13 protein-coding genes are annotated in these 20,245 nt (G+C 74.8%); 4 read left to right on the top strand and 9 right to left on the bottom strand.

The window, feature by feature from the left end; genetic code table 11:
* Window positions 1–83: 83 nt before the first annotated feature.
* Window positions 84–725 (top strand): TIGR03089 family protein, encoded by a 642-nt coding sequence (locus ABT369_RS13595; RefSeq protein ID WP_350612052.1) that lies wholly within the window; start codon window positions 84–86, stop codon window positions 723–725.
* On the opposite strand, the gene ABT369_RS13590 is transcribed toward ABT369_RS13595, so the two are convergent.
* The 4 genes from ABT369_RS13590 to ABT369_RS13575 form a co-directional block, all read right to left on the bottom strand.
* Window positions 709–2,658, bottom strand: a complete 1,950-nt coding sequence (locus ABT369_RS13590) for an acetoacetate--CoA ligase (RefSeq protein ID WP_350612051.1) — start codon at window positions 2,656–2,658, stop codon at window positions 709–711. The genes ABT369_RS13595 and ABT369_RS13590 overlap by 17 nt on opposite strands.
* An 89-nt stretch (window positions 2,659–2,747) precedes the next feature.
* On the bottom strand, window positions 2,748–3,863 hold the full coding sequence (locus ABT369_RS13585) for a hypothetical protein (RefSeq protein ID WP_350612050.1): 1,116 nt from the start codon (window positions 3,861–3,863) through the stop codon (window positions 2,748–2,750).
* Entirely contained in the window at window positions 3,860–4,405 is a 546-nt protein-coding gene (locus ABT369_RS13580; RefSeq protein WP_350612049.1) for an RNA polymerase sigma factor, read from the bottom strand. The genes ABT369_RS13585 and ABT369_RS13580 overlap by 4 nt, the downstream gene beginning before the upstream one ends.
* A gap of 164 nt (window positions 4,406–4,569) precedes the next feature.
* Entirely contained in the window at window positions 4,570–5,091 is a 522-nt protein-coding gene (locus tag ABT369_RS13575; protein ID WP_350612048.1) for an acyl-CoA thioesterase, read from the bottom strand.
* Between the two features lie 24 nt (window positions 5,092–5,115).
* On the opposite strand from ABT369_RS13575, the gene ABT369_RS13570 reads away from it, so the two are divergent.
* Both ABT369_RS13570 and ABT369_RS13565 read left to right on the top strand, forming a co-directional pair.
* Window positions 5,116–7,170, top strand: coding sequence for a hypothetical protein (locus tag ABT369_RS13570; protein ID WP_350612047.1), 2,055 nt, complete (start codon window positions 5,116–5,118; stop codon window positions 7,168–7,170).
* 173 nt (window positions 7,171–7,343) lie between these two features.
* The gene (locus tag ABT369_RS13565) at window positions 7,344–8,717 is read left to right on the top strand and encodes a carbohydrate-binding protein (protein WP_502891741.1); all 1,374 of its coding nucleotides are present in this window, start codon (window positions 7,344–7,346) and stop codon (window positions 8,715–8,717) included.
* A gap of 57 nt (window positions 8,718–8,774) precedes the next feature.
* Here ABT369_RS13565 and ABT369_RS13560 read toward each other — a convergent pair whose 3' ends face one another.
* The 3 genes from ABT369_RS13560 to ABT369_RS13550 are packed head-to-tail and all read right to left on the bottom strand — an operon-like array spanning window position 8,775 to window position 12,829.
* Window positions 8,775–10,901 carry a putative bifunctional diguanylate cyclase/phosphodiesterase gene (locus ABT369_RS13560; RefSeq protein WP_350612046.1) on the bottom strand — a complete coding sequence of 709 codons (2,127 nt, stop codon included), beginning with the start codon at window positions 10,899–10,901 and terminating at the stop codon, window positions 8,775–8,777.
* Window positions 10,902–10,911: 10 nt separating this feature from the next.
* Entirely contained in the window at window positions 10,912–12,066 is a 1,155-nt protein-coding gene (locus ABT369_RS13555; protein ID WP_350612045.1) for an FIST signal transduction protein, read from the bottom strand.
* Between the two features lie 52 nt (window positions 12,067–12,118).
* Window positions 12,119–12,829 (bottom strand): TetR/AcrR family transcriptional regulator C-terminal domain-containing protein, encoded by a 711-nt coding sequence (locus ABT369_RS13550; protein ID WP_350612044.1) that lies wholly within the window; start codon window positions 12,827–12,829, stop codon window positions 12,119–12,121.
* Between the two features lie 96 nt (window positions 12,830–12,925).
* Here ABT369_RS13550 and ABT369_RS13545 point away from each other — a divergent pair, with 96 nt between their 5' ends.
* A complete protein-coding gene (locus ABT369_RS13545) occupies window positions 12,926–14,407 on the top strand; it encodes an MDR family MFS transporter (protein WP_350612043.1) in 1,482 nt (493 codons plus the stop codon).
* Here ABT369_RS13545 and ABT369_RS13540 read toward each other — a convergent pair.
* Window positions 14,394–15,041: a VC0807 family protein gene (locus ABT369_RS13540; protein WP_350612149.1), complete on the bottom strand. Its 648-nt coding sequence runs from the start codon at window positions 15,039–15,041 to the stop codon at window positions 14,394–14,396. The two genes, ABT369_RS13545 and ABT369_RS13540, sit on opposite strands and share 14 nt — an antisense overlap.
* Entirely contained in the window at window positions 15,038–20,134 is a 5,097-nt protein-coding gene (locus ABT369_RS13535) for an SCO7613 C-terminal domain-containing membrane protein (RefSeq protein ID WP_350612042.1), read from the bottom strand. The genes ABT369_RS13540 and ABT369_RS13535 overlap by 4 nt, the downstream gene beginning before the upstream one ends.
* Window positions 20,135–20,245: the final 111 nt, after the last annotated feature.

Below are 20,245 nucleotides of genomic sequence, written 5' to 3'. Positions count from 1 at the left end.
CTCGCTAGAAATCAGGTGAGATGCTATGGAAGGGATTAATTGGACATATGGGGAATACAGTTCCTTCACTCTTTGCGGCATTTGTGGGTAAAGACCCGTCACTTCCGTTCCTGACGTTCTATGACGACGCGACCGGGGAGCGGACGGAGCTGTCCGGGGCGACGCTGGCCAACTGGGTGTCGAAGACCGCGAACCTGCTGGTCGACGGGTGCGGGCTGGGGCCGGGCGACGTGGCCGCGGTGCGGCTGCCCGCGCACTGGCAGACCGCGGCGGTGCTGCTCGGCGCGTGGACGGCCGGGCTGAGCGTGGCCTACGGGGAGCCGACGGGCGCGGGGGCCGATGTCGAGTTCGCGTCGCTGACGGCAGCGGAGACGGGCGCGCCGGGGCCGGCCGACCGGTACGTGCTCGGGCTCGCGCCGATGGGGCTGCCGATGCGTGGCGGGGTGCCGGACGGGTTCGCGGACTACGTGGCCGAGGTACGGCAGTTCGGCGACCACTACCCGGGGCCGGTCGGCGGGGCCGGGACCGAGGACCTGGTCGAGCGCGCGCGGGCGCTGGGCTACCCGGCCGGGCGCGTGCTCGTGGACGCCGTCGCGCACCCGGACCCCGTCGAGTGGCTCGTCGCGCCGCTCGTCGCCGGGGCCAGCATCGTGCTGAGCGTCAACAGCGACCCGGCGAAGCTCGAGCAGCGCGCGGCGTCGGAGCAGGCTACCGCCGTGCTGTGACGAAGTACTGCAGCGACTCCGGGTTCGCCAGCGCGCCCTTGGCGGCCGCCCGATCCACCGGCGTTCCCGTGAGAATGCGCTTCACGGGCACCTCCAGCTTCTTGCCCGACAGCGTGCGCGGCACGGCCCCGACCTGGAAGACCTCGTCGGGGACGTGTCGCGGCGAGAGCGCGGTGCGCAGCTCCCGGGCGATGCGCGCCCGCAGCGCGTCGTCGAGGGTCACGCCGTCGGCCAGCACCACGAACAACAGCAGCTCACCGGCCCCGCCCTCGGGGTCTTCCAGGTGTACGACCACAGAGTCCACGACCTCGTCCAGCCCCTCCACGACCGAGTAGAACTCGCTCGTGCCGAGCCGGACGCCGCCGCGGTTCAGGGTCGCGTCCGAGCGGCCGGTGATCACGCACGCGCCGCGCTCGTCGATGGTGATCCAGTCGCCGTGCCGCCACACGCCCGGGTAGGTGCCGAAGTACGCCTCGGCGTAGCGGCTCCCGTCCGCGTCGCCCCAGAACCCGACCGGCATGCTCGGCATCGGGGCGGTGATCACCAGCTCGCCGAGCTCGCCCACCACCGGGGTGCCGTCCGCCGCGAACGCCTCGACCCGCGCGCCGAGCGCCCGGCAGGCGATCTCGCCGGCCCGCACCGGCAGCAGCGGCACTCCCCCGACGAAGGCGGTGCAGACATCGGTACCGCCCGAGGCCGACGCCAGCAGCACGTCCTTCGACACGGCGTCGTAGACCCACTCGAAGCCCTCGGGCGGCAGGGGCGCGCCGGTGGAGCCGACCCCGCGCAGGCGGCTCAGGTCCGCGAAGTCCTTCGGCACCAGCCCGGCCTTGCGGCAGGAGAGCAGGAAGGGGGCGGAGGTGCCGAAGTACGTGGTGCCGGTCTCCTGCGCCACCCGCCACAGCCAGCCGAGGTCGGGGTGCGCCGGGTTGCCGTCGACCAGCACGACCGCGGCGCCGACGGCGGGGCCGGAGACGAGGTAGTTCCACATCATCCAGCCGGTCGTGGTGAACCAGAAGAACCGGTCCCCCGGGCCGAGGTCGTGGTGCAGGGCGAGCATCTTGAGGTGCTCGAGGAGGATGCCGCCGTGGCCGTGCACGATCGGCTTCGGCAGGCCCGTCGTGCCCGAGGAGTAGAGGACGTACAGCGGGTGCGCGAACGGGACCGCGGCGAACTCCAGCGGCTCGTCGGTCGCCGCGGTGAGCCCGGACCAGTCGTCCCGAGCCGGGTCTGTGTCTTGGTTCAGGTATCCGATGCGCACCACGTGCTCGACCGACGGCAGGGCCGCGTGGATGGCCTCGACCTCGGCGGTACGGTCGATGGGCTTGTCGCCGTAGCGGTAGCCGTCGACCGCCACGAGCACCTTCGGCTCGATCTGCTGCCAGCGGTCGACGACGGAGCGGGTGCCGAACTCGGGGGCGCAGCTGGAGAAGATGGCGCCGAGGCTGGCCGCGGCGAGCAGGAGCACGAAGGTCTCGGGGATGTTCGGGGCGTAGGCCGCGACCCGGTCTCCCTCGCCGACCCCCAGCCGCCGCAGCCCCGCCCGCGCCCGGCGGACCTGCTCGCGCAGCTCGGCGGCGGTCAGGTCGACGGGTCCGCGGGTCTGCGAGCGGGCGATCACGATCGGCTCGTCGCCGGCGACCCCGGGCATGCGCAGGACGTGCTCGGCGTAGTTGAGGCGGGCCCCCGGGAACCACCGGGCGCCGGGCATCGTCGCGTCGGGCAGGGTGTCGCTGGGCGCCACATGCGCGAGGACCTCGAATTGGTCCCAGATCGCGCGCCAGAACTCGGCGGGCTCGTCGACCGACCACTGCCACAGTGCCTGGTAGTCGTCGAAGGCCAGGCCGCGCTCGGCCTCCAGCCGGTGCAGGAATGCCCCGATGCGGGTGTTCTCGCGCACGTCCGACGGGGGTTCCCAGAGCACCTTTGCCATTGGTCCATCTTGCGATACGCGTGAACGGTCGCTCAGTGTGGGTGAACCCCATCCGACCCCTCGATCGGATGGGGCCCGCCCACATCGCGCTACTTCGTCCTCACGGACCCGCTCGGCTTGGGCGGGTTGCTCGGCCGCACGGCGGGGGCCGGGCGGGGCTGGGTGCCGTAGTCGATCAGGCCGACGTTGCCCGGGTTCAGGGCCAGATTCTTGGACGGCCAGGCGCTGCCCGCGTGGCGGCCCGTGGCCGAGTCGAACAACCAGCAGTCCACGGTGCCCCCGCCGTTGGGTTCACGATCCATGCAGACGAGGTCGTACGGCCGGTTGTCGATCTTCGCCGTGGTCGCCTTCACGTCGGGCATCTTCGCGAGCGCCTTGTAGATGGCGGCCCGCTGCTGCGGTGTCCAGAACGGCTCGGAGTAGTCGATCAGCTCGAAGGCGTCCTTCCAGATCATGGAGTCGGCCGGGCGGCCGGGGTACTCGGTCTGGGCCCACTGCCGCCAGTACGTGAGGAGCCGGCCCGGGTCGGTGGGCAGGCCGGCCAGGAACTGTGCGGTCGGGCGGTACATGCCCGCCGGGGTGGCCGCGGCCTGGTCGATCTCCGCCTGGGTGCTCGGCGCGTCCATCGTCTGCGTGCCGTCGGTCCGGCGGACGCGGAGGGTGACCATGGTGACCGGGTCCATCCAGAGTTCGTGGATGTAGGCCTGCTCGCCGGCGGTCAGGTTGTACGTCTTCACGTAGAGCACCTGCCCCGCCGGGACCGGCATCGGCTGGGCGCTCGCCCCCGCGTCGGCCAGGCGATCCATCGCGGCGACCGCCTTGGCGTGCGTCGCGCCCCCGTCACCGCTGACCTTGGCGTTGAGCGGAGCCCGGGTGCCGATCGCGACCGGGATGTCCGCGGGCTTGCCGTTCGTGGGTGCGCCGGTCGTGGGTGCGCCGCTGGTGGCCGGGCGCCCGGCCGGGGCCTGGCCGCCGTCGCCCGCCGGGCCGCCCGCTTCCTTCACGGCCACCGCCGCGCCCACGACCACGGCCAGGGCCGCGGCCGCGCCGGCGGTGGCCAGCAGCCACTGGCGGCGGCGCGCCGGGGGGCGGTACTCGCCGCCGGCCAGCCGGTAGCGGCCCTTCACGAGCACCCCCTCCGGCGGGGCGTCCAGGGCCCCGCGGAACTCCCGCAGGGCCAGAAGGTCCTTATCGTCAGTGCTCATCGTCGCTCCGCCTCGTCGAGTGCCTTGCGCAACTTGGTCCGGGCCCGGTGCAGCGCCGACTGGACAGTGCCGAGGGGCAGGTGCAGCGCCTCGGCGATCTCCGCGTACGACAGGTCGGCGACCGCGAACAGCAGCAGAACGTCGCGCTGGCGGGCCGGCAGCTTGGCGAGCACTCGCGCGACAAGGCGCGCCCGCTGGCCGGCGTCCACCCGTTCGTCCGTCCGGGCCGCGTGACTCTCCGCCGACACCCGCACCAGCAGCGGGTCCGCGCCCGTCCGGGCCAGCGCCCGGTAGCCGCGCACCTCGTCGCGGCGATGGCGGAACAGCACGTTGGTGGCGATGCCGAACAGCCACGGGAGTGGGTCGGCGCCGGGGTCGACGGTGTGGCGTTTCTCGTACGCGACCAGAAACGTCTGGGCCACCGCGTCCTCGGCGAGATCCGGCCCCACCCGGCGCGCGCAGTAGCGGTACAGCGCCCGCGCGTGCCGGTCGTAGAGGGCGGTGAAGCCGTCCGCGATCAAGAGGTTGCCTTCCGGGTCCACACACCTTCTTGTCCGGTGTCCGGCGCGCTGTTCCCGGGTTTTTCTCGCCCTTGCCACCGCGGAGGCCGGGATGTCTGGCGGGAGCGACGGTCAGTGACTGACGCGGACCCGAGCCATGGACCGCTTCTGACCTTTCAGCTTTTGGCCCTTCAGCTCTTGACCCTTCAGCGGCTTGATCGATGCTGCTGGATCGCGTCCCGGCGGGCGAGACGGTGCTCGCGTCGGATTTCCGCCTCGCGCCACCGGCTCTCGTCGACGGGCGAATCGGGAACCACGGCGGGGACGGGGCGGGGCTTGCCCTCGGCGTCGATGGCGACGAAGACGAGGTACGCCGTCGCCACGACCAGCGGGGCGGCCTCGCTGACCACGTCCCAGCGCTCGGCCTCGAGCCGCACGCCCACTTCCATCGAGCTCGTGCCGGTCCAGTTGACCTGCGCGAACGCGTGGACGAGGTCGCCGACGCGCAGCGGTTCGAGGAACGCGATCTCGTCGATCGAGACGGTCACGGCCGTCCCGCCGCTGTGCCGCGCGGCCGCCGCGCCCGCCACGTCGTCGATGAACTTCATGATCACGCCGCCGTGGACGGTGCCGTAGAGGTTGACGTCGACCGCGGTCATGATCCGGCTCAGCGTGACCCGCGAGTAACCGGTGGGGCGGCCGGGCGTTCGGGCGGTGTGCTCGGTCATGCCAAAGACGGTACGGTGCGAGCCATGCGACACGTCGGAAGCCTGATCGCGGGGATGTTCATCGCCCCGATCGCCTGGCTGCTGATCGCGATCGGTCAGCAGCAATCCGCGGAAACCGTGGCGAAATGGGTCGAGCGCGGCGCTTTCGACTCCGTCGACCTGCTCGTGCCCGCCGCCTACCTCCTGGGCGCCGGCCTGCTCATCGGGCTCATCGCCAGCCTGCGCATCTCGCCCGTCGGCCCGATCGTCGCGGGGCTCGCGCTGCTCGCCACCTACGTGAGCCTCTTCATCGACCCGCTGTCGGTGATGAACAGCCTGCCCCGCGACCTGGCGATCGCCTCGCTGAAGGTGGACCTGCGCCTGCCGATCGTCAACGGCACCACCGCGGTGCTCGGGCTCGCGCTGCTCATCGCCGCCTTCAGCGTCAAGCGCTGGCGGACCTGGCCGACCGCGGTGCCGCTGGTGCCGGCGGCGGGCGAGGGGCCGGCGGATGCGCACGAGTACCCGCTCGGACAGGGCCCGGCGGCTCCGCCCCCCATGGCCCGGCCCGCGTACTCGCCGTCCTCCACCACGACCGCGTTCCCGGCCGCCGCCACGTCGGTGCTGCCGGCGGCGGGCGGGTTCGGCGCCGCGCCGCCCGCGCCCACCGACGAGACGCAGCCGGTGCCGCGGTTCGCCCCGCCGGCCGCCGCGCCGTTCGTGCCCGCGCCGCCGCCGGTCTCCACGCCGCCGGTTTCGGCGCCGCCGGGGGCCTTCGTGCCGCCCGGGTCGGCTCCGCCGCCGTTCGCCGCGCCGCCGCTGCCGGTGTCCACGCCGCCGTTCATTCCGCCGGCGCCGCCCGTCTCCGCACCTCCCGTCTCCGGACCGCCCGTCTCAGGACCGCCTGTTTCCGGGCCGCCGCCCGTGCCGTTCCCGCCGGCGCCGCCCGCGGCCGCGCCGCAGCCGGTCTTCACGCCGCCGCCCGTCTCCGCGCCGCCGCCCGTCTCCGCGCCGCCGCCCGTCTCCGCGCCGCCGCCCGTCTCCGCGCAACCGGTCGTTTCCGCGCCGCCGGTCGTTTCCGCGCCGCCTGTGGCTGCTGCGGAGCCGGGCTGGTTGACGCCCGAGGACGACGCGCCCGCTACCGGGGCCGTGGCCTACAGCCGGGGGGCCAGCTCGCCGCCGCCGGCCGACGACGCGCCGCCGTCCTGGCCGGTGCCCGCCTCGCCCGCGCCGACGCCCGGGTCGCCAGACACGCCGTCGGGCTCCTGGCCCGTCGTCCCGGCGCCGAGCGCGCCCGCCGACACCGACACCGCGGCCGACATTGAGGCCGAGAGCGAGTCGGAGGCGACCCGGCCGCTGCACGCGGGCGAGAGCGCCAGCGGGCTGCCGTCGCGCGCGGCTCGGGGGCCGGCCGAGGAGGAGCGGTCGATTCTCGCCGGGCCCTCGTTCGACGGGTTCGCCGTTCCGCCGGCGCGGCCGGGGCGCGAGGAGGAGACCGAGGCGTTCCACCCGGGCTCCCAGTCGCCCGCGGCGCCGCGTCCGCGGCATTCGGCCCCGCCGGCCGGTGCCGGCGAGCCGGAGGAGCGGCGCGGACGGTTCCAGCCGATGGCGCCGCAGCCGCCGGTCGAGGAGGCCACCACCGTGATCAAGGCGCCTTCCGCGGACGAGGCCACGACCGTGCTGCCGTCCGGCGCCCCGGCCCGTTCCGCGGAGCCGGTCGAGGATCCGGATGCCACGACGCTGTGGCCGTACGGCGGCGGCGACGAGGCCACGACGCAGCTCGCGGCGCCGGTGGCCGATGCCGAGGCGACCGCGAACTTCGGGTTCGGGGAGCAGGCAGTCAGCCCGGCCGAGGCGGCCGAGCGGCGGGCGGCGTTCGCGCGGGGCGAGGCGGAGCGGCGGGCGACCGCGGCGCAGTCCCAGCTCGATCGCATCGCGGCGGAGCGGGCCACCTCCCAGGCGACCGGCCCGCAGCCGGCCGCGAACCAGCCGGACGCGGGACAGCCGGACGCGGGACAGCCGGACGCGGCCGCCACGGCGGACGATCCGCAGCCGCGCCGGGACAACCCCTGGGCACAGCCGCCGCGCGATCGGGCCTGAGCCGCACGTCGATCACCTTCTGGCCCCGTCGCTCGGCTCGAGCGGCGGGGCCATTGTCGTGCACGTCCATCGATGGATCAATCGACGGCGCTTTAAGGTTCCCGACCCTTACATTTAATAGTGTTAACTGATAACGTCCCTGCTCATCGATCCATCGATGGGCAGGAGGTCCCGTGAGATCTCGTCGTCGCACAATCGCCCTGGTGACCGGGGCGGCCGCGGCTCTCGTTACGGCACTGGCCCTCGCGCCCGTGCTCGGGGCCCAGGCCGCCACGAACGTCGCCGCCGCCGCGTGTTCGGCGCCGGTCTGGGCCGAGGGCAACACATACACCGCCGGCCAGCAGGTGACGTACAACGGCCACACGTACCAGGCGCTGGTGACCCACACCGCCTATGTGGGCGCCGGCTGGAACCCCGCGGCCACGCCGTCGCTGTGGAAGGACCTCGGTGCCTGCTCGGGCGGCGGGACCACCTCCCCCACCGCCTCGCCGTCGCCGTCGCGCACCACGTCCCCGTCGCCGTCGACCTCCCCGAGCCAGTCGCCGTCGGCCTCGCCGAGCAAGTCCCCGAGCACGTCGCCGACCGGCGGCACGGGCTCCTGCGCGGTGAAGTCCCGGCCGGCCGGGAAGGTGCTGCAGGGCTACTGGGAGAACTGGGACGGCGCCTCCAACGGAGTGCACCCGGGCCTCGGCTGGATTCCGATCACTGACAGCCGGATGGCGCAGCACGGGTACAACGTCATCAACCTCGCCTTCCCGGTCATCCGCTCCGACGGCACCGTGCTGTGGGAGAACGGCATGGACTCGGGCGTGAAGGTGCCGACGCCGGCCGAGATGTGCCAGGCCAAGGCGAACGGCATGACGCTGCTGATGTCCATCGGCGGCGCCGCGGCCGGCATCGACCTGAGCTCGTCGACGGTCGCGGACCGGTTCGTGGCCACGATCGTGCCGATCCTCAAGGCCAACAACTTCGACGGCATCGACATCGACATCGAGACCGGGCTCACCGGTAGCGGCAACATCAACACGCTGTCGACGTCGCAGGCCAACCTCATCCGCATCATCGACGGCGTGCTGGCCCAGATGCCGTCGAACTTCGGCCTCACCATGGCGCCGGAGACGGCCTACGTGACCGGCGGCAGCGTGACGTACGGCTCCATCTGGGGCTCGTACCTGCCGATCATCAAGAAGTACCTGGACAACGGCCGCCTGTGGTGGCTGAACATGCAGTACTACAACGGCTCGATGTACGGCTGCGCCGGCGACTCGTACTCGGCCGGCACGGTCCAGGGCTTCACGGTGCAGACCAACTGCCTGAACTCGGGCCTGACGATCCAGGGCACCACTATCCGGATCCCGTACGACAAGCAGGTCCCCGGCCTGCCCGCGCAGTCGGGTGCCGGCGGCGGCTACATGGCCCCGTCGCTGGTGTCGCAGGCGTACAACAGCGTCAGCGGCATCAAGGGCCTGATGGACTGGTCGATCAACTGGGACGGCTCGAAGAGCTGGACCTTCGGCGACAACGTGAAGTCGCTGCAGGGCCGCTGACCGCACACTTCGATTCCGCACCGAGGAAGGGCCGGGCGCGCATGCCCGGCCCTTCCGTCATGCCGCCCGGTGCAGGGACGGCGACTCCAGCAGCGGCGGGATCGCGGCCGGGTCGAGCGGCCGGTGGAGGTGGAACCCCTGGCCGAGGGAGCACCCCAGCCGCTGTACCGCATCCAGCTGCGCCTGGTTCTCGATGCCCTCGGCGACGACCCGCAGCCCGAGGATGTGCCCGAGCTCCATGATGGTCGAGACCAGCGCCATGTCCCGCCCGGTCAGCTGGGTGCGCGCGATGAACGCGCGGTCGACCTTGAGCTCGTCGACGGGCAGGTCGCGCAGGTAGGCCAGCGAGGAGTACCCGGTCCCGAAGTCGTCGATCGACATCTGCACCCCGCGCGCCCGCAGCCGGCTGAGCGCCAGCACCGCCGGCTTCGGGTCGCTCATCAGCACCGACTCGGTGAGCTCCAGCGTGACCGCGTTCGTGGGCAGCCCGGCGGCGGCCAGGGTGCGGGTCACGTCCTCGACGAAGCCCGGCCGCACCAGCTCCCGCCCGGAGATGTTGACGTTGAGCGTGAGCCCGGGCCGGCGCCGCCGCCAGGCCGCGACCTGCCGGGCCGAGCTGGCCAGCACCCACTGCCCGATGTCGGCGATGAGCCCCGACTCCTCGGCGATCGGCAGGAACTCGCCCGGCGCGACGATGCCGCGGCCCGGGGAGTTCCAGCGCAGCAGCGCCTCCACGCCCACGACCGAGCCGGCGTCGAGGCGGACCAGGGGCTGGTACACCAGCCCGAACTCCCCCTCGGCGAGCGCCCGCTGCAGGTCGGCCCGCAGCGAGAGGTAGTGCAGCGCGGCCGCGTGCATGGCCGGCTCGTAGACGACGACCCGCCCGGGGCCGTCCTGCTTCGCGCGGTACATCGCCAGGTCGGCGCAGTTGAGCAGCTCATCGGGCGACCCGTTGCCGTCGGCGCCGGGCAGGGCCGCGCCGATGCTCGCGCCGATGTAGACGGTGCGGCCCTTGACCCGGAACGGCTCCCGCACCGCGGCGATGATCCGCTCGCCGGTCGCCACCGCGGTGTCGCGGTGCGCGTCGCCGAGCAGCACCGCGAACTCGTCGCCGCCGAGGCGGGCCACGGTGTCGCCGACGCGCACGCAGCCGCGGATCCGCTCGGCGACGTCGGCGAGCAGTTGGTCGCCGGCGTCGTGGCCGAGGCTGTCGTTGACCGCCTTGAACCGGTCCAGGTCGATGAAGAGCACGCCGGCCCGCGGGCGGCCGTTGAAGGCCTTCAGGAACAGGGCTCGGCTGGGCAGGCCGGTCACGTGGTCGTGGTGGGCCTCGTGGACCAGCTCGACGGTGCGCGCGTCGGTGAGCGCCAGGCCGACCTGCTGGGCGAAGGCCTCGAGCTGGTCGGCGTGGTAGCCGGCGGCGTCGCCGGCCCGGGCCACCAGACTCCCGGCGATCTCCCCGGTCACGAGCACCGGCACGGCGATGACCGCGTGCCCCTGCTCGTCCTCGTCCACCTGCAGCGAACCGGTGTCCATCGCCGCCCGGGCCGCGTTGCCGGGGCGGTCGCCGGGTCCGACGCCGCCCGCGGAGGACGCCACCCGCGGCGCCGGGTCGGCCAGGATCAACGCGACGTAGGCGTCGCCCAGCAGCTCGGCCGCGCCGCCGGTGATCGCGTCGAAGGTCTCCTGCAGCGGGCGCCGGCTCACGATGCCGCGCTGGATGGCCAGGAGGGTCTCCACGAGCCGGGTCTCCCGCTCGCGGTCGGCGCGCAGGGTCTGCTCGGCGGCCAGCGCCCGGGCGCCGCGCATGGCGGCACCGAGCATCTGGGCCATGCCCTGCAGCGTCTGGCGCTCCTCGGGCGTGAACGGCTCGTCGAGCCGGCCCAGGATCAGCGCGCCCGGTAGGCCCGAGCCGAGCTGGCTCGGCACGGCGTGGACGTCGCCGAGCCCCGGGATGTCCACGATCCCGCCCGCCGAGGACAGGGCGAGCAGGTCGCGCTCGGGCGCGGCGCCGCCGAAGCCCCACGCGCCGCGCGGGCGCCCGCCGAGCACGACGAGACCGATCTCGGCCTCGACGATCTCGGCGGCCCGCTCCACGGCGAGCGCGATGGCGGCCTCCTCGGAGCCGGCCGCGTTGACGGCGACGAAGTACTCGGTCAGCTGAGCGGTCGACCAGGCGGTCACGAGACTCCCCTCAGGCCAGCGCGAGGGCGACCAGGGTGAGCTGGTGCAGCCCGGAGGCGCCGCGCACCCGTGCGATCTCGCCCAGCGTGTAGAGGCCGGCGAAGGGCACGTCGCCGAGCGCGGCGCGCATGGCCGCCACCTCCGCGGCGATGCCGTCCTCGCCGAGGGTGAGCTTGCGGCCGCCGCAGTCGAAGGCGAGCAGGCCGAGCGGCTCGGCGCCGCCCAGGGCCGCCGTCGCCGCGCCGATCGCGTCTCCCGCGCCGCGGACGAGCTCGTCGCGCTCGGCCTCCATCAGCCAGACCAGGGCGCCCTGCGGGATCTCGGCGGTCCCGGAGACCGAGCGCTCCTCGTCGTCGCCCGCGTGCAGCGAGCGGATATCGAGGCCGCTGCGCCGGGCCAGGCCGACGGGCTGGAGGTTGACCCCGTCCTGGAACAGCTCGGCGGCGGTGCCGGGCGCGCCGGCGCCGGACGCGGCGGCCCTGCGCAGGAGCACGTCGAGGGCGGGTTCGCCGTCGAGCTCGTAGATGCGCTCGCCCACCGAGCGCGTCACGATCAGCGGCGGCTCGACGCGGCGCCAGCCGTGCGCGATGCCGATGCCGATCGGGCGGTCGGAGCCGAGTGCGACGCCGACGACGCTGCCGGCCAGCACGCGGTCGCCGAGGAACTGGGCCCGGCCGTGGGTGAGGCCGCCGACGAGCGGTACCGCCGCCCCCACCACCGAGTAGGCGCCGCGCACGATCTCGTGCGGGCCGAGCGCGGTGCCGTCGCCGACGAGCAGCAGCGCGGTGTGGGGCGCGTCGATCTCGGCCATCGCCGCGGCCGCCTCGGCCCCGGCCGCTCGGGCGCCGAGCCCGGCGATACCGGCCGCGCGGGCGCACACGGTGAAGCCAGGGCCGCCCAGGGCCGCGACCGCCACGCCGTGCTCCGTCGCGCCGGCCCCGGTCAGCTCGCCGAGGCCGACGCCGCCGACCACGACGGCGTCGCCCGCCTCGGCCCGGACCCCCGCGAGCACCGCCACCGCGTCGTGCCCGCCGGAGGTGAAGACGAAGACCGCGGCTGGAGTACGCCCGGCGATCGCCTGGGCCGCGGCCTCGCCGCCGGCCTTCGCGGAGTCGGCGGCCGTGCTGTGCCCGGCGCCGAACCAGCGCTCACTCGTGCTTGACATGGCCCTGCTATCGGCACGGCCCCGGGCAAGCTGAGCCGCCGTAACGCGGACCTCAGGGCAGGGTCGCGGCGAAGCCGTCCAGCAGCCAGTCCAGCCCCTCGTCGAACTCGGCGATCCACTCGTCGACGCCGCCGCGCAGCAGCCCGTGGCGCCCGGCCTCGGCCAGGTGCGGCAGCTCCCCGCCGGCGACGAGGCCCTCGAAGTACGCGTCGGTCGAGGCGCGCCACTCCTCCTCGGTGAGCTGGTCGCGGCGCCGGGCCGCGAGCTCCTGGCTGCCGAGCGTGGCGAACCCCCACAGATAGGTGTCGACCGCGCGCAGCAGGCGGACCGAGCGCTCCGGGGGCAGCCCGAGGCTCGCGATCGCGGCGAGGGACTGCTCGGCGTGGCGGGCCGCGTTCGGGCCGATCGGGGCGCGGGCGCCGAACTGGGACATGATCCACAGGTGCCGGCGCCCGACCGCGATCTGGCGGTGGAGCACGGCCTTGAGCGCCCGGCGCCAGTCCCCCTCCGGCACCTCGTCGACCAGCATCTCGCCGAGCACCTGGTCGACCATGAGGTCCACCAGGTCGTCCTTGCGCTCGAAGTACGAGTACAGGCTCATCGGCCGCGCCGAGAGCTCGGCGGCCACGCGGCGCACCGAGACGGCCTCGAGCCCCTCCCGGTCGGCGATGTCGACGGCGCAGGCCACGACCGCCTCGCGGGTGAGCTTGTCCGGCTTGGCCGCGGCGGGACGGGTCCAGACGGGTCCGCGGGCTTCGGTCACGGCGGCCAGTCTAGCGGTGTACGAGGATCCGATACGCCGTATCAATCGATGATACGCTGTATCGCATTCCGATACGACGTACGAGGGAGTGGGGAGATGGCGGAGAAACTGCCGCGGGAGCTGGTCGCGCTCGTCGGCGCGATCCTGCTGGGCGTGTTCCTGGTCCAGATGGACTCGACGATGGTCAACATCGCGCTGGAGAGCCTCCGGCGCGACTTCGGGGCCGACCTCGGCACCGTGCAGTGGGTCAGCGCCGCGTACCTGCTCGCGATGGCCGCGGTGATCCCGGTGGCCGGCTGGGCGATCGACCGCTTCGGTGCCCGGTCCGCGTGGCTGGCCTCGCTGGGGCTGTTCACGCTCGGCTCGCTGCTGTGCGGGCTGGCCTGGTCGGCCGGCAGCCTCATCGCGATGCGGGTCGTGCAGGGCGCCGGCGGGGGGATGCTCATGCCGCTGTTCCAGACGATCCTCGCCCGCCGCGCCGCCGGGCAGCGGTTCGGGCAGGTGATGGCCCTGGTCGGCGCGCCGATGCTGCTCGGGCCGGTACTAGGACCGGTGCTCGGCGGCGTGCTGGTCGACGGCCCGGGCTGGCGCTGGATCTTCCTCGTCAACCTGCCGATCTGCGCCGTCGCGGCCTGGGCGGCGGCGCGCGTGATGCCGGTCGAGCGCATCGAGCGCCCGGCCCGCCTCGACGTGCTCGGGCTGGCCCTGCTCTCCCCCGCCCTCGTCGCGATCGTGTGGGCCCTGTCGCGGGCCGGCACCGACGGCGGCCTGCACCCGGCGTCCGCGCTCGCGCTCGGCGCGGGTGCCGCGCTGCTGGGCTGGTTCGTCGTCCACGCGCTGCGGGCGGCCGATCCGGTGGTCGACCTGCGCCTGTTCCGCAGCCGGGCCTTCACCGCGTCGTCGGTCGTGATGTTCCTCGGGATGATCGCGCTGCTCGGCACGCTGCTGCTGATTCCGCTGTACTACCAGCAGGTCCACGGCTTCACCCCGCTGCACGCGGGCCTGCTCATGGCCCCGCACGGGGTCGGCTCGGCCCTGGCGCTCACGGTCGCCGGGCGCCTGGCCGACCGTTTCGGCGGCCGCCGGATCGCGCTCACCGGCGCGCTGCTGCTGCTCGGGGTGACGATCGCGCTCACCCGGCTCTCGGCCGGGACGAGCCAGTGGACGATCGCGGCGCTGATCGCGCTGGGCGGGGCCGGCTTCGGCGGCATCATCGTGGCCGCCCAGTCCGGGGTCTTCGCGGGCCTCAACCGGGCCGAGGTGCCGCACGCCACCACCGCGGTGCGGGTGTTCCAGCAGGTCGGCGGCTCGTTCGGGGTGGCCGTGCTGGCCGTGGCCCTGCAGCGCGGCGCGTCCGGCGCCCGCTCCCTCGACGCGCTCGCCGGCGCCTTCGGCCACACCTTCTGGTGGGCCGCCGGGGCCGCGGCCCTGGCCCTGGTCCCGATCCTGCTGATGCGCGGGAAGACCCCGGACGGCGCGGTGGCCCCGGCCCCCTCGCCCGGGACCACCGCACACGGGACCGCCGCACCCGAGGCCACCGCGTCCGAGGTCACCGCGTCCGAGGTCACGCGAGCCTGACGGCGGCCTCCGCCGCGGCCGCGCGGGCCTGGATGCGCCGGATGTACCGGACCTGCCAGGCCGCCAGGATCACCATCGTGGCGATGAACAGCACGGTGGAGGCGGTGACCGCGGCCGACGTGGACAGGGCCAGCACCAGCGGGATGCGCGCGGCCGCGTCGAAGAGCAGCCCGGCGCCCCAGGTCGCGGACATGACGCGGAAGCTGCGCCGGAAGCCGGGCAGGTCCCGCCACTTCTGCTCGAACTCGGCCGCCTTGGCCGGGTCGCCCTCCTGCATGCGCAGCGCGGCGTGGTAGATCAGCGGGCGGCCGACGAAGCAGGACACCACGAAGGCGAGGCCGGCGATGCCGGTGCCGAAGGACTCCTTGATCAGCAGGAACTTCGGCGAGCCGGTCAGGAACGACAGGCCGAGGCCGACCAGGAACACGCCGAGCATCACGGCGGCGAAGACGTCGAAGCGGCGGGCCCGGGTCGCGACCCAGAGGATCCGGGCACGCGCAGGGCTATTCGCGCTACGCCGCGGAGTTCGGCCGGCGCTACTACGCCCTGCAGCGCGACTGGGCCCGCTGGGTCGTCGAGCAGATGGACCGGGACGCCGCCGGCCCGCCGGACGGCACGGACTGACCCCGTTCAGCGCATCCCGCGGTAGACGCCCCGCAGCCGGTCCAGCCGCTGCCGCTGCTCGTAGGTGGCGCCCAGGCTGATCAGCAGCACGCCGGTGCCGGTGAACAGCAGCAGCATCATCCAGAACGGCAGGCCGATGCGGAACAGCTCGTTCACCGTCGCGATCACCGTCACCGCGGCGCCGACCGCGACCGGGGCCTTCTGCTGCCGGGCCGCGCCGATGGCCACGCAGATGACGCCGGCCAGGATCAGCAGCACCTGGCGCAGCGCGGGCGATTCGGGCTGGGCCACGGCGATCGCGAGGCTGGGGCCGAAGCCGGCCACGAGCGCCGGCCCGTAGGCGAGCCAGCTGCCCAGCTCCGGCCGGTTGCGAATCTCGATCAGGCCGGTGATGAGGGCGAGGCCGGCGAACGGGAGCGTGTAGGCCTCCGGGACCGCGACCCGCACGGTCATGAGCAGCAGCCAGATCGCCAGCAGCTCGGCGACGGACGCGGCCACGATGAGGGTCGTGCGCTGGCGCGGGCTGCGGCCCTTGCGCGCCGCCGACAGGCCCAGGATCGCCCCGACGGCGGTCAGGGCGGCCGCGGTGTGCGCCCACGAGCCGAGGGTCATCAGCACGGCGATGACGGCGCCGGCGTACCCGGCCGCCTCGACCGTCATCGCCTCCCGGTTGATGCTGTCGCTGGGCCGCAGCCGGGGCATGGCCGCGCCCAGCACCAGCAGCGCGGTCGCCACGATCAGCAGCGGGAACGCACATTGCTTCAGGCCCAGGCCGGCCGCGAGCCCGGCGGCCACCGCGAAGCCCTCGGCGGTCGAGGCGGCCACGTTCCAGCCGAGCATCCGCGCGGTCGCGGTCTTGCCCCAGATGCCGCCGATCGCGCCGACCACCACCGAGCCGGCCAGCCAGGTCAGGGTCTGGCTGCGGGTGGCCATGCTCCCGGCGCCGCCCGCGCCCGCGGCCAGCACCGCGATGACGAACACCAGCCGCCGGGCGCCGGTCATGAGCCGCGCGTCGGGGCTGTCCGGGCTCGGCGGCAGCGTCAGGGCCAGGCCCAGGCCGGCGATGGTGGCCACCAGCAGCGCCAGCGTCGGCTGCACCGGCCACGGCGCGTCGAGCGCGGCCGGGGCGATGAGCAGCGTCAGGGCCGCGCCGGGCACCACGATCGCCACGGCCCGGTTGGCGATCGCCTGCGCGTCGCCGCCCAGCCCCACGGCCATCAGGGCGGCGGCGACGGTGAGCAGGAAGGCGCCCAGCACATGGGTGCTGTTGCCTGCGTACTGCGCCAGCGGCCCCAGATGCGCCGCGGTGGCCGGGGTGCCGGTCCACGGCTGCTGGAGCCAGCGGTACGGCCCGGCGAGCGCGGCGAACAGTGCGGGCGCGATGAACACCACGACGATCGCGGCCGGGATGCCGGCGGCGGCCGCGACGCCCATCGCGAAGTTGCGCGGGATGCGCTGCTCGCCGGCGCGCGCGCCCGGGCGGCGGCCGGAGCGGTCGGGCCGGAAGCGCCCGAGCTCGGGTTCGGCCGGGCGGTACCAGTTCGCCCGCAACAGCTCCGCGAGCACCCCGAGCAGCGCGGCGGCCGCGGCGTAGACGACCGCGCCGTCGCGCTGGACCACGAGCGCCGCCACGGCCGTCGTGGTCGCCGCGACCGCGACGCCGGTGCTGACGTAGGGCATGTATCCGGGCGCCTGCTGCGCCCCGGCCGCGGCGACGGCGAGGCCCACGGCGGCGGTCGCGAGCGCGGCGATGAGGATGGTGCTGGGCCGGTCCGGGTGCAGGCTGCCGACCATGGCCGCGGCCGCGCCGGTGAACGCGAACAGGGCGCCGGCGACCCCGGCCCCGCCGACGACGGTCAGCGGGCCGCCGTCGACGTCGTCCGCGCCGTCCTCGCCATCCTCGTGGGGATCACTGGCGCGCTCGCCCGCGGCCGCGCGCCGCAGGGCGACTGTGCGGGCCAGGGCGGCGACGAAGGCGCCGCTGATGCCGAGCGCGGCCAGGGTGCCCGCGGTCGCGCCCGGGCGCACGAGGCTCGCCCCGGCCGCGTAGAGCCCGGCGACGAGGGCGGCGCCGAGGCGCGTGTAGACCCCGCGCCAGCTGCGGGCGAAGGAGGCCCACGCGGCGACGCCGGTGGCCGCGGCCCAGCCGATGACCATCGGGGCCGACCAGCCCAGGCCCAGCCCGACCGGCGCGCCGAGGGTGGCGAGCACGAGGGCGGCCGAGGCGGTGTCGTCGCCGTAGGGCTGCGGCAGCGCGATCGCGGCCGCCCCGGCGAGCAGCAGCAGGGCGATCGGGATCTGCCAGCCGAACTCCGCGAGCCCGTGCGCGGTCTGCGCCCAGCGGGCGTCCAGCGGGGCGTGCCACATGGGGTCGGCTGCCCGGATCACCCCGATCGCGCCGATCACCGACAGCGCACCGGCGTAGAGGCCGGTGCCGAAGCCGACCATGGCCGCGCCCGCGACCGGCCCCCGCCGCCACTCCTCCGGCAGCGACGAGCGGGCCGCGACCGCGACGAGGAACACGAGCACGGCGAGGACCACGACCTCGATGCCGGAGGCGGCCAGGGACACGGCCCGGGCCAGGGCGCCGATCGCGGCGATGGTGACCGCCGCGGCGGCCGCGTCGGAGCCGGTGAACTCGACGCCGAAGGTCTGCCGGTCGTCCATGCGCGGCGCCGCCCACAGCATCACCGCGGCGACGAGCATGAGCAGGCCGATGACGAAGTCGATGGTGGTCGCGCCGGGCGCGATGACCGTGGCGAGGCCGACCGCGACGGCGCCGGCGGTGGCCCCGGCCAGCAGCGGCACGCTCGGCTCCCCGCCGGCGCGGTCCCGGGCGACCTGGATCAGGGCGGCCACGCCGAGGCTGACCGCGAGCGCGAGGAAGCTCAGCACCAGCACGACGGTCGCGCCGCCCGGCAGGCCGCCGAAGACGATCGCGGCACTGGACGCGGCCGCGCCGGGCAGGGCGAAGAGCGCGCCCCCGGCGGCGGCGTCGGCGACCCGCTGGGTGACCGCGAGCCGGTCGCCGTCGGTCTGGTGCGGGCGGGGCAGCCATGCGATCGCGGCCCCGGCGACGGCGATCGCGGTCAGGGTGAGCGCGGTCGCGCCCGGGCGGACCAGGGCGGCCGCGGCGGCGTAGAGGCCGAGCACGAGCGCGGCGCCGAGGCAGACCCACGCGGTGTGCGGGGCGCGCACGCGCAGGGCCAGGGCCCCGATCACGACCGCCGCACTGACCGCCAGGGCCGGGATCGCCAGCCAGCTCAGGCCGAGCGCGGCGGGCGCGACGAGCAGGGTCAGGGCCGCGCCGACGACCGCGATGTCGGTCCGCAGCTCGTCCGGGGCCACCTCGGGACCCACGTTGTCGCGCAGCCGGACCGCCACCGGGTCGCTGCGGCCGCTGAGCATGAGGATGCAGGCGCCCGTGAGCAGCAGGATGGCGACGACGTACTGCCAGCCCTCCGGCCCGACGGCGGCGTGGATGCGGGCCTCGTACGCCCCCAGATCCGCCTTCCAGACCGGCCACGCGGCCCGCAGCGGCGCGGCGATGCCGGGGAAGGCCCGCACCAGCACCAGCAGCGTGGCCCCGGCGGCCGCGACCGACACGGCGTAGCGCGGCCCCCGGCGGGCGTCCTCGGGCAGGAACGGCACCCCCGCGGCCGCGACGGTCACCGCGAGCGCGAGGAACAGCGGGGTGGAGCCGGGCAGCCAGACGGCGCCGACCCGCGCGATGGCCACGATGACCGCGCCGGTGGCCACGCCCGCGGCGATGTCCGGCAGCATCCCGCGGCGCCAGGTCAGCGCGCCGCCGACGCCGAGCGCGGCGGCCACGAGCATGGCCGCGGCGGCCTGCAGGGTGGGGACACGCTCGTCGGTGAGGGCCAGCCCGACCGCGGCCGCCAGCAGCGCGACGCCGGTGGCCACGGCGAAGAGGATCCAGGCCAGGTCGCGCATGAGCCCGTCGGCGATGCGGTTGGTGCGGCCGGTGTGGGCGAGCTCGTCCTCGGCGGCGGCGTCCTCGTGGTGCGCGTCGAGCCGTCGTTGGATCGACTGCTTGAGCGCGACGGCGAAGCCAAGGTCGATCAGCGCCACGCCCGACAGCGCGATCGCCCAGCCGGTCGGGCCGTGGATCGCGTCGTAGAACAGCAGCGGCAGGACCGGCTGCAGGGCCAGCAGCGTCGCGTAGCGGGAGGCGATGAGGTGGCTCTGCATGCTGTACACGGCGGCGACCCCGGCCGTGAGCAGACAGACGAGGCCCAGATAGGTGCTGAACTGGGGCCGGTCCGCGCCCAGCAGCTTCTCCGAGCGCACCACGTAGCCGTCGAGCAGCACGAGCAGCAGGGCGACGGACGCGACGGTCTCGGCGGTCGCGCTCAGCCCGCGCTTGACCAGCACGAGCGGCAGGGCCAGGGCGATCGCGGTGATGACGGCCAGGGACAGCACCCGGCCGACGGTGCCGATGCTGCCGAACGCGTCGAGGGTGAGCACGATCGCGGCGCCGGCCAGCAGCAGGCCGCCGAGCGCCAGGACCGACGCCTGCATGCTGCTCTCGGTGGCCTCGGGCTGGTCGCCGGGCGGGAGGCTCTTCTGGCCCCCGCTCGGCCGGCGCGGCGGAGGGGGCGCGTTGAGCGGCGCGATGCGGGGCCCGCCGGCCGCGGGCACGTGCCCGCTCTCGGCCGTGTGCGGCGCGCGGGGCGAGAAGCGCTGCTGGCTCGGCGGCAGCGTCGTGGTCGCGGTCGTGGTCGTCGTGACGGCCACCGGCTCCGCGGGCGCGCTCGCCGGGGTCGCCGCGGGCGGGACGGCCTCGCGCTGGCGGCCCAGGAGCGGCCGCTTCGCCTTGGCTTCCTGGGCGGCGCGCTCGGCGTCGACGGCCGCGCGGACCTTGCGCCGGAGGCTGTCGCGCTGCGCGGAGGTGTGCGCGAGCTGCTTGCGCAGCATTTGCGTGTTTTCGGTGAGGTCCCGCTTCTTCTGCTCCAGCGCCGCGACGGTCCGCTGGAACAGCGCGAGGGCCGCCGCGTCCGAATCGTGCGGCCGGCCGCACGAACGGCAGCCGGTGGCCTCGCTGGCCGGCCCACCGCACGCCGGGCACGGATACGTCTCCACGCCACTCCTCCCCCGGTGCTCTCGGCCGGGACTCCGCGGTGCGGTGCCCCGGCCGTTCACGCCCTACTGGGAAGAATGCCTTGTTTCGCCGGGCGACGAAAGCGATGTGCC

The organism is Dactylosporangium sp. NPDC000244 (assembly GCF_040300725.1).
Classification (GTDB): domain Bacteria; phylum Actinomycetota; class Actinomycetes; order Mycobacteriales; family Micromonosporaceae; genus Dactylosporangium.
The sequence above is the reverse complement of the archived record's forward strand: the minus strand, read 5'-3'. Positions and strand labels throughout refer to the sequence as shown.

Bases quoted from the DNA above. Each gene is read 5' to 3' on its own strand.
- ABT369_RS13590 (WP_350612051.1), bottom strand. From the start codon at position 2,658: ATGGCAAAGGTGCTCTGGGAACCCCCGTCGGACGTGCGCGAGAACACC.
- ABT369_RS13585 (WP_350612050.1), bottom strand. From the start codon at position 3,863: ATGAGCACTGACGATAAGGACCTTCTGGCCCTGCGGGAGTTCCGCGGG.
- ABT369_RS13575 (WP_350612048.1), bottom strand. From the start codon at position 5,091: ATGACCGAGCACACCGCCCGAACGCCCGGCCGCCCCACCGGTTACTCG.
- ABT369_RS13570 (WP_350612047.1), top strand. From the start codon at position 5,116: ATGCGACACGTCGGAAGCCTGATCGCGGGGATGTTCATCGCCCCGATC.
- ABT369_RS13555 (WP_350612045.1), bottom strand. From the start codon at position 12,066: ATGTCAAGCACGAGTGAGCGCTGGTTCGGCGCCGGGCACAGCACGGCC.
- ABT369_RS13545 (WP_350612043.1), top strand. From the start codon at position 12,926: ATGGCGGAGAAACTGCCGCGGGAGCTGGTCGCGCTCGTCGGCGCGATC.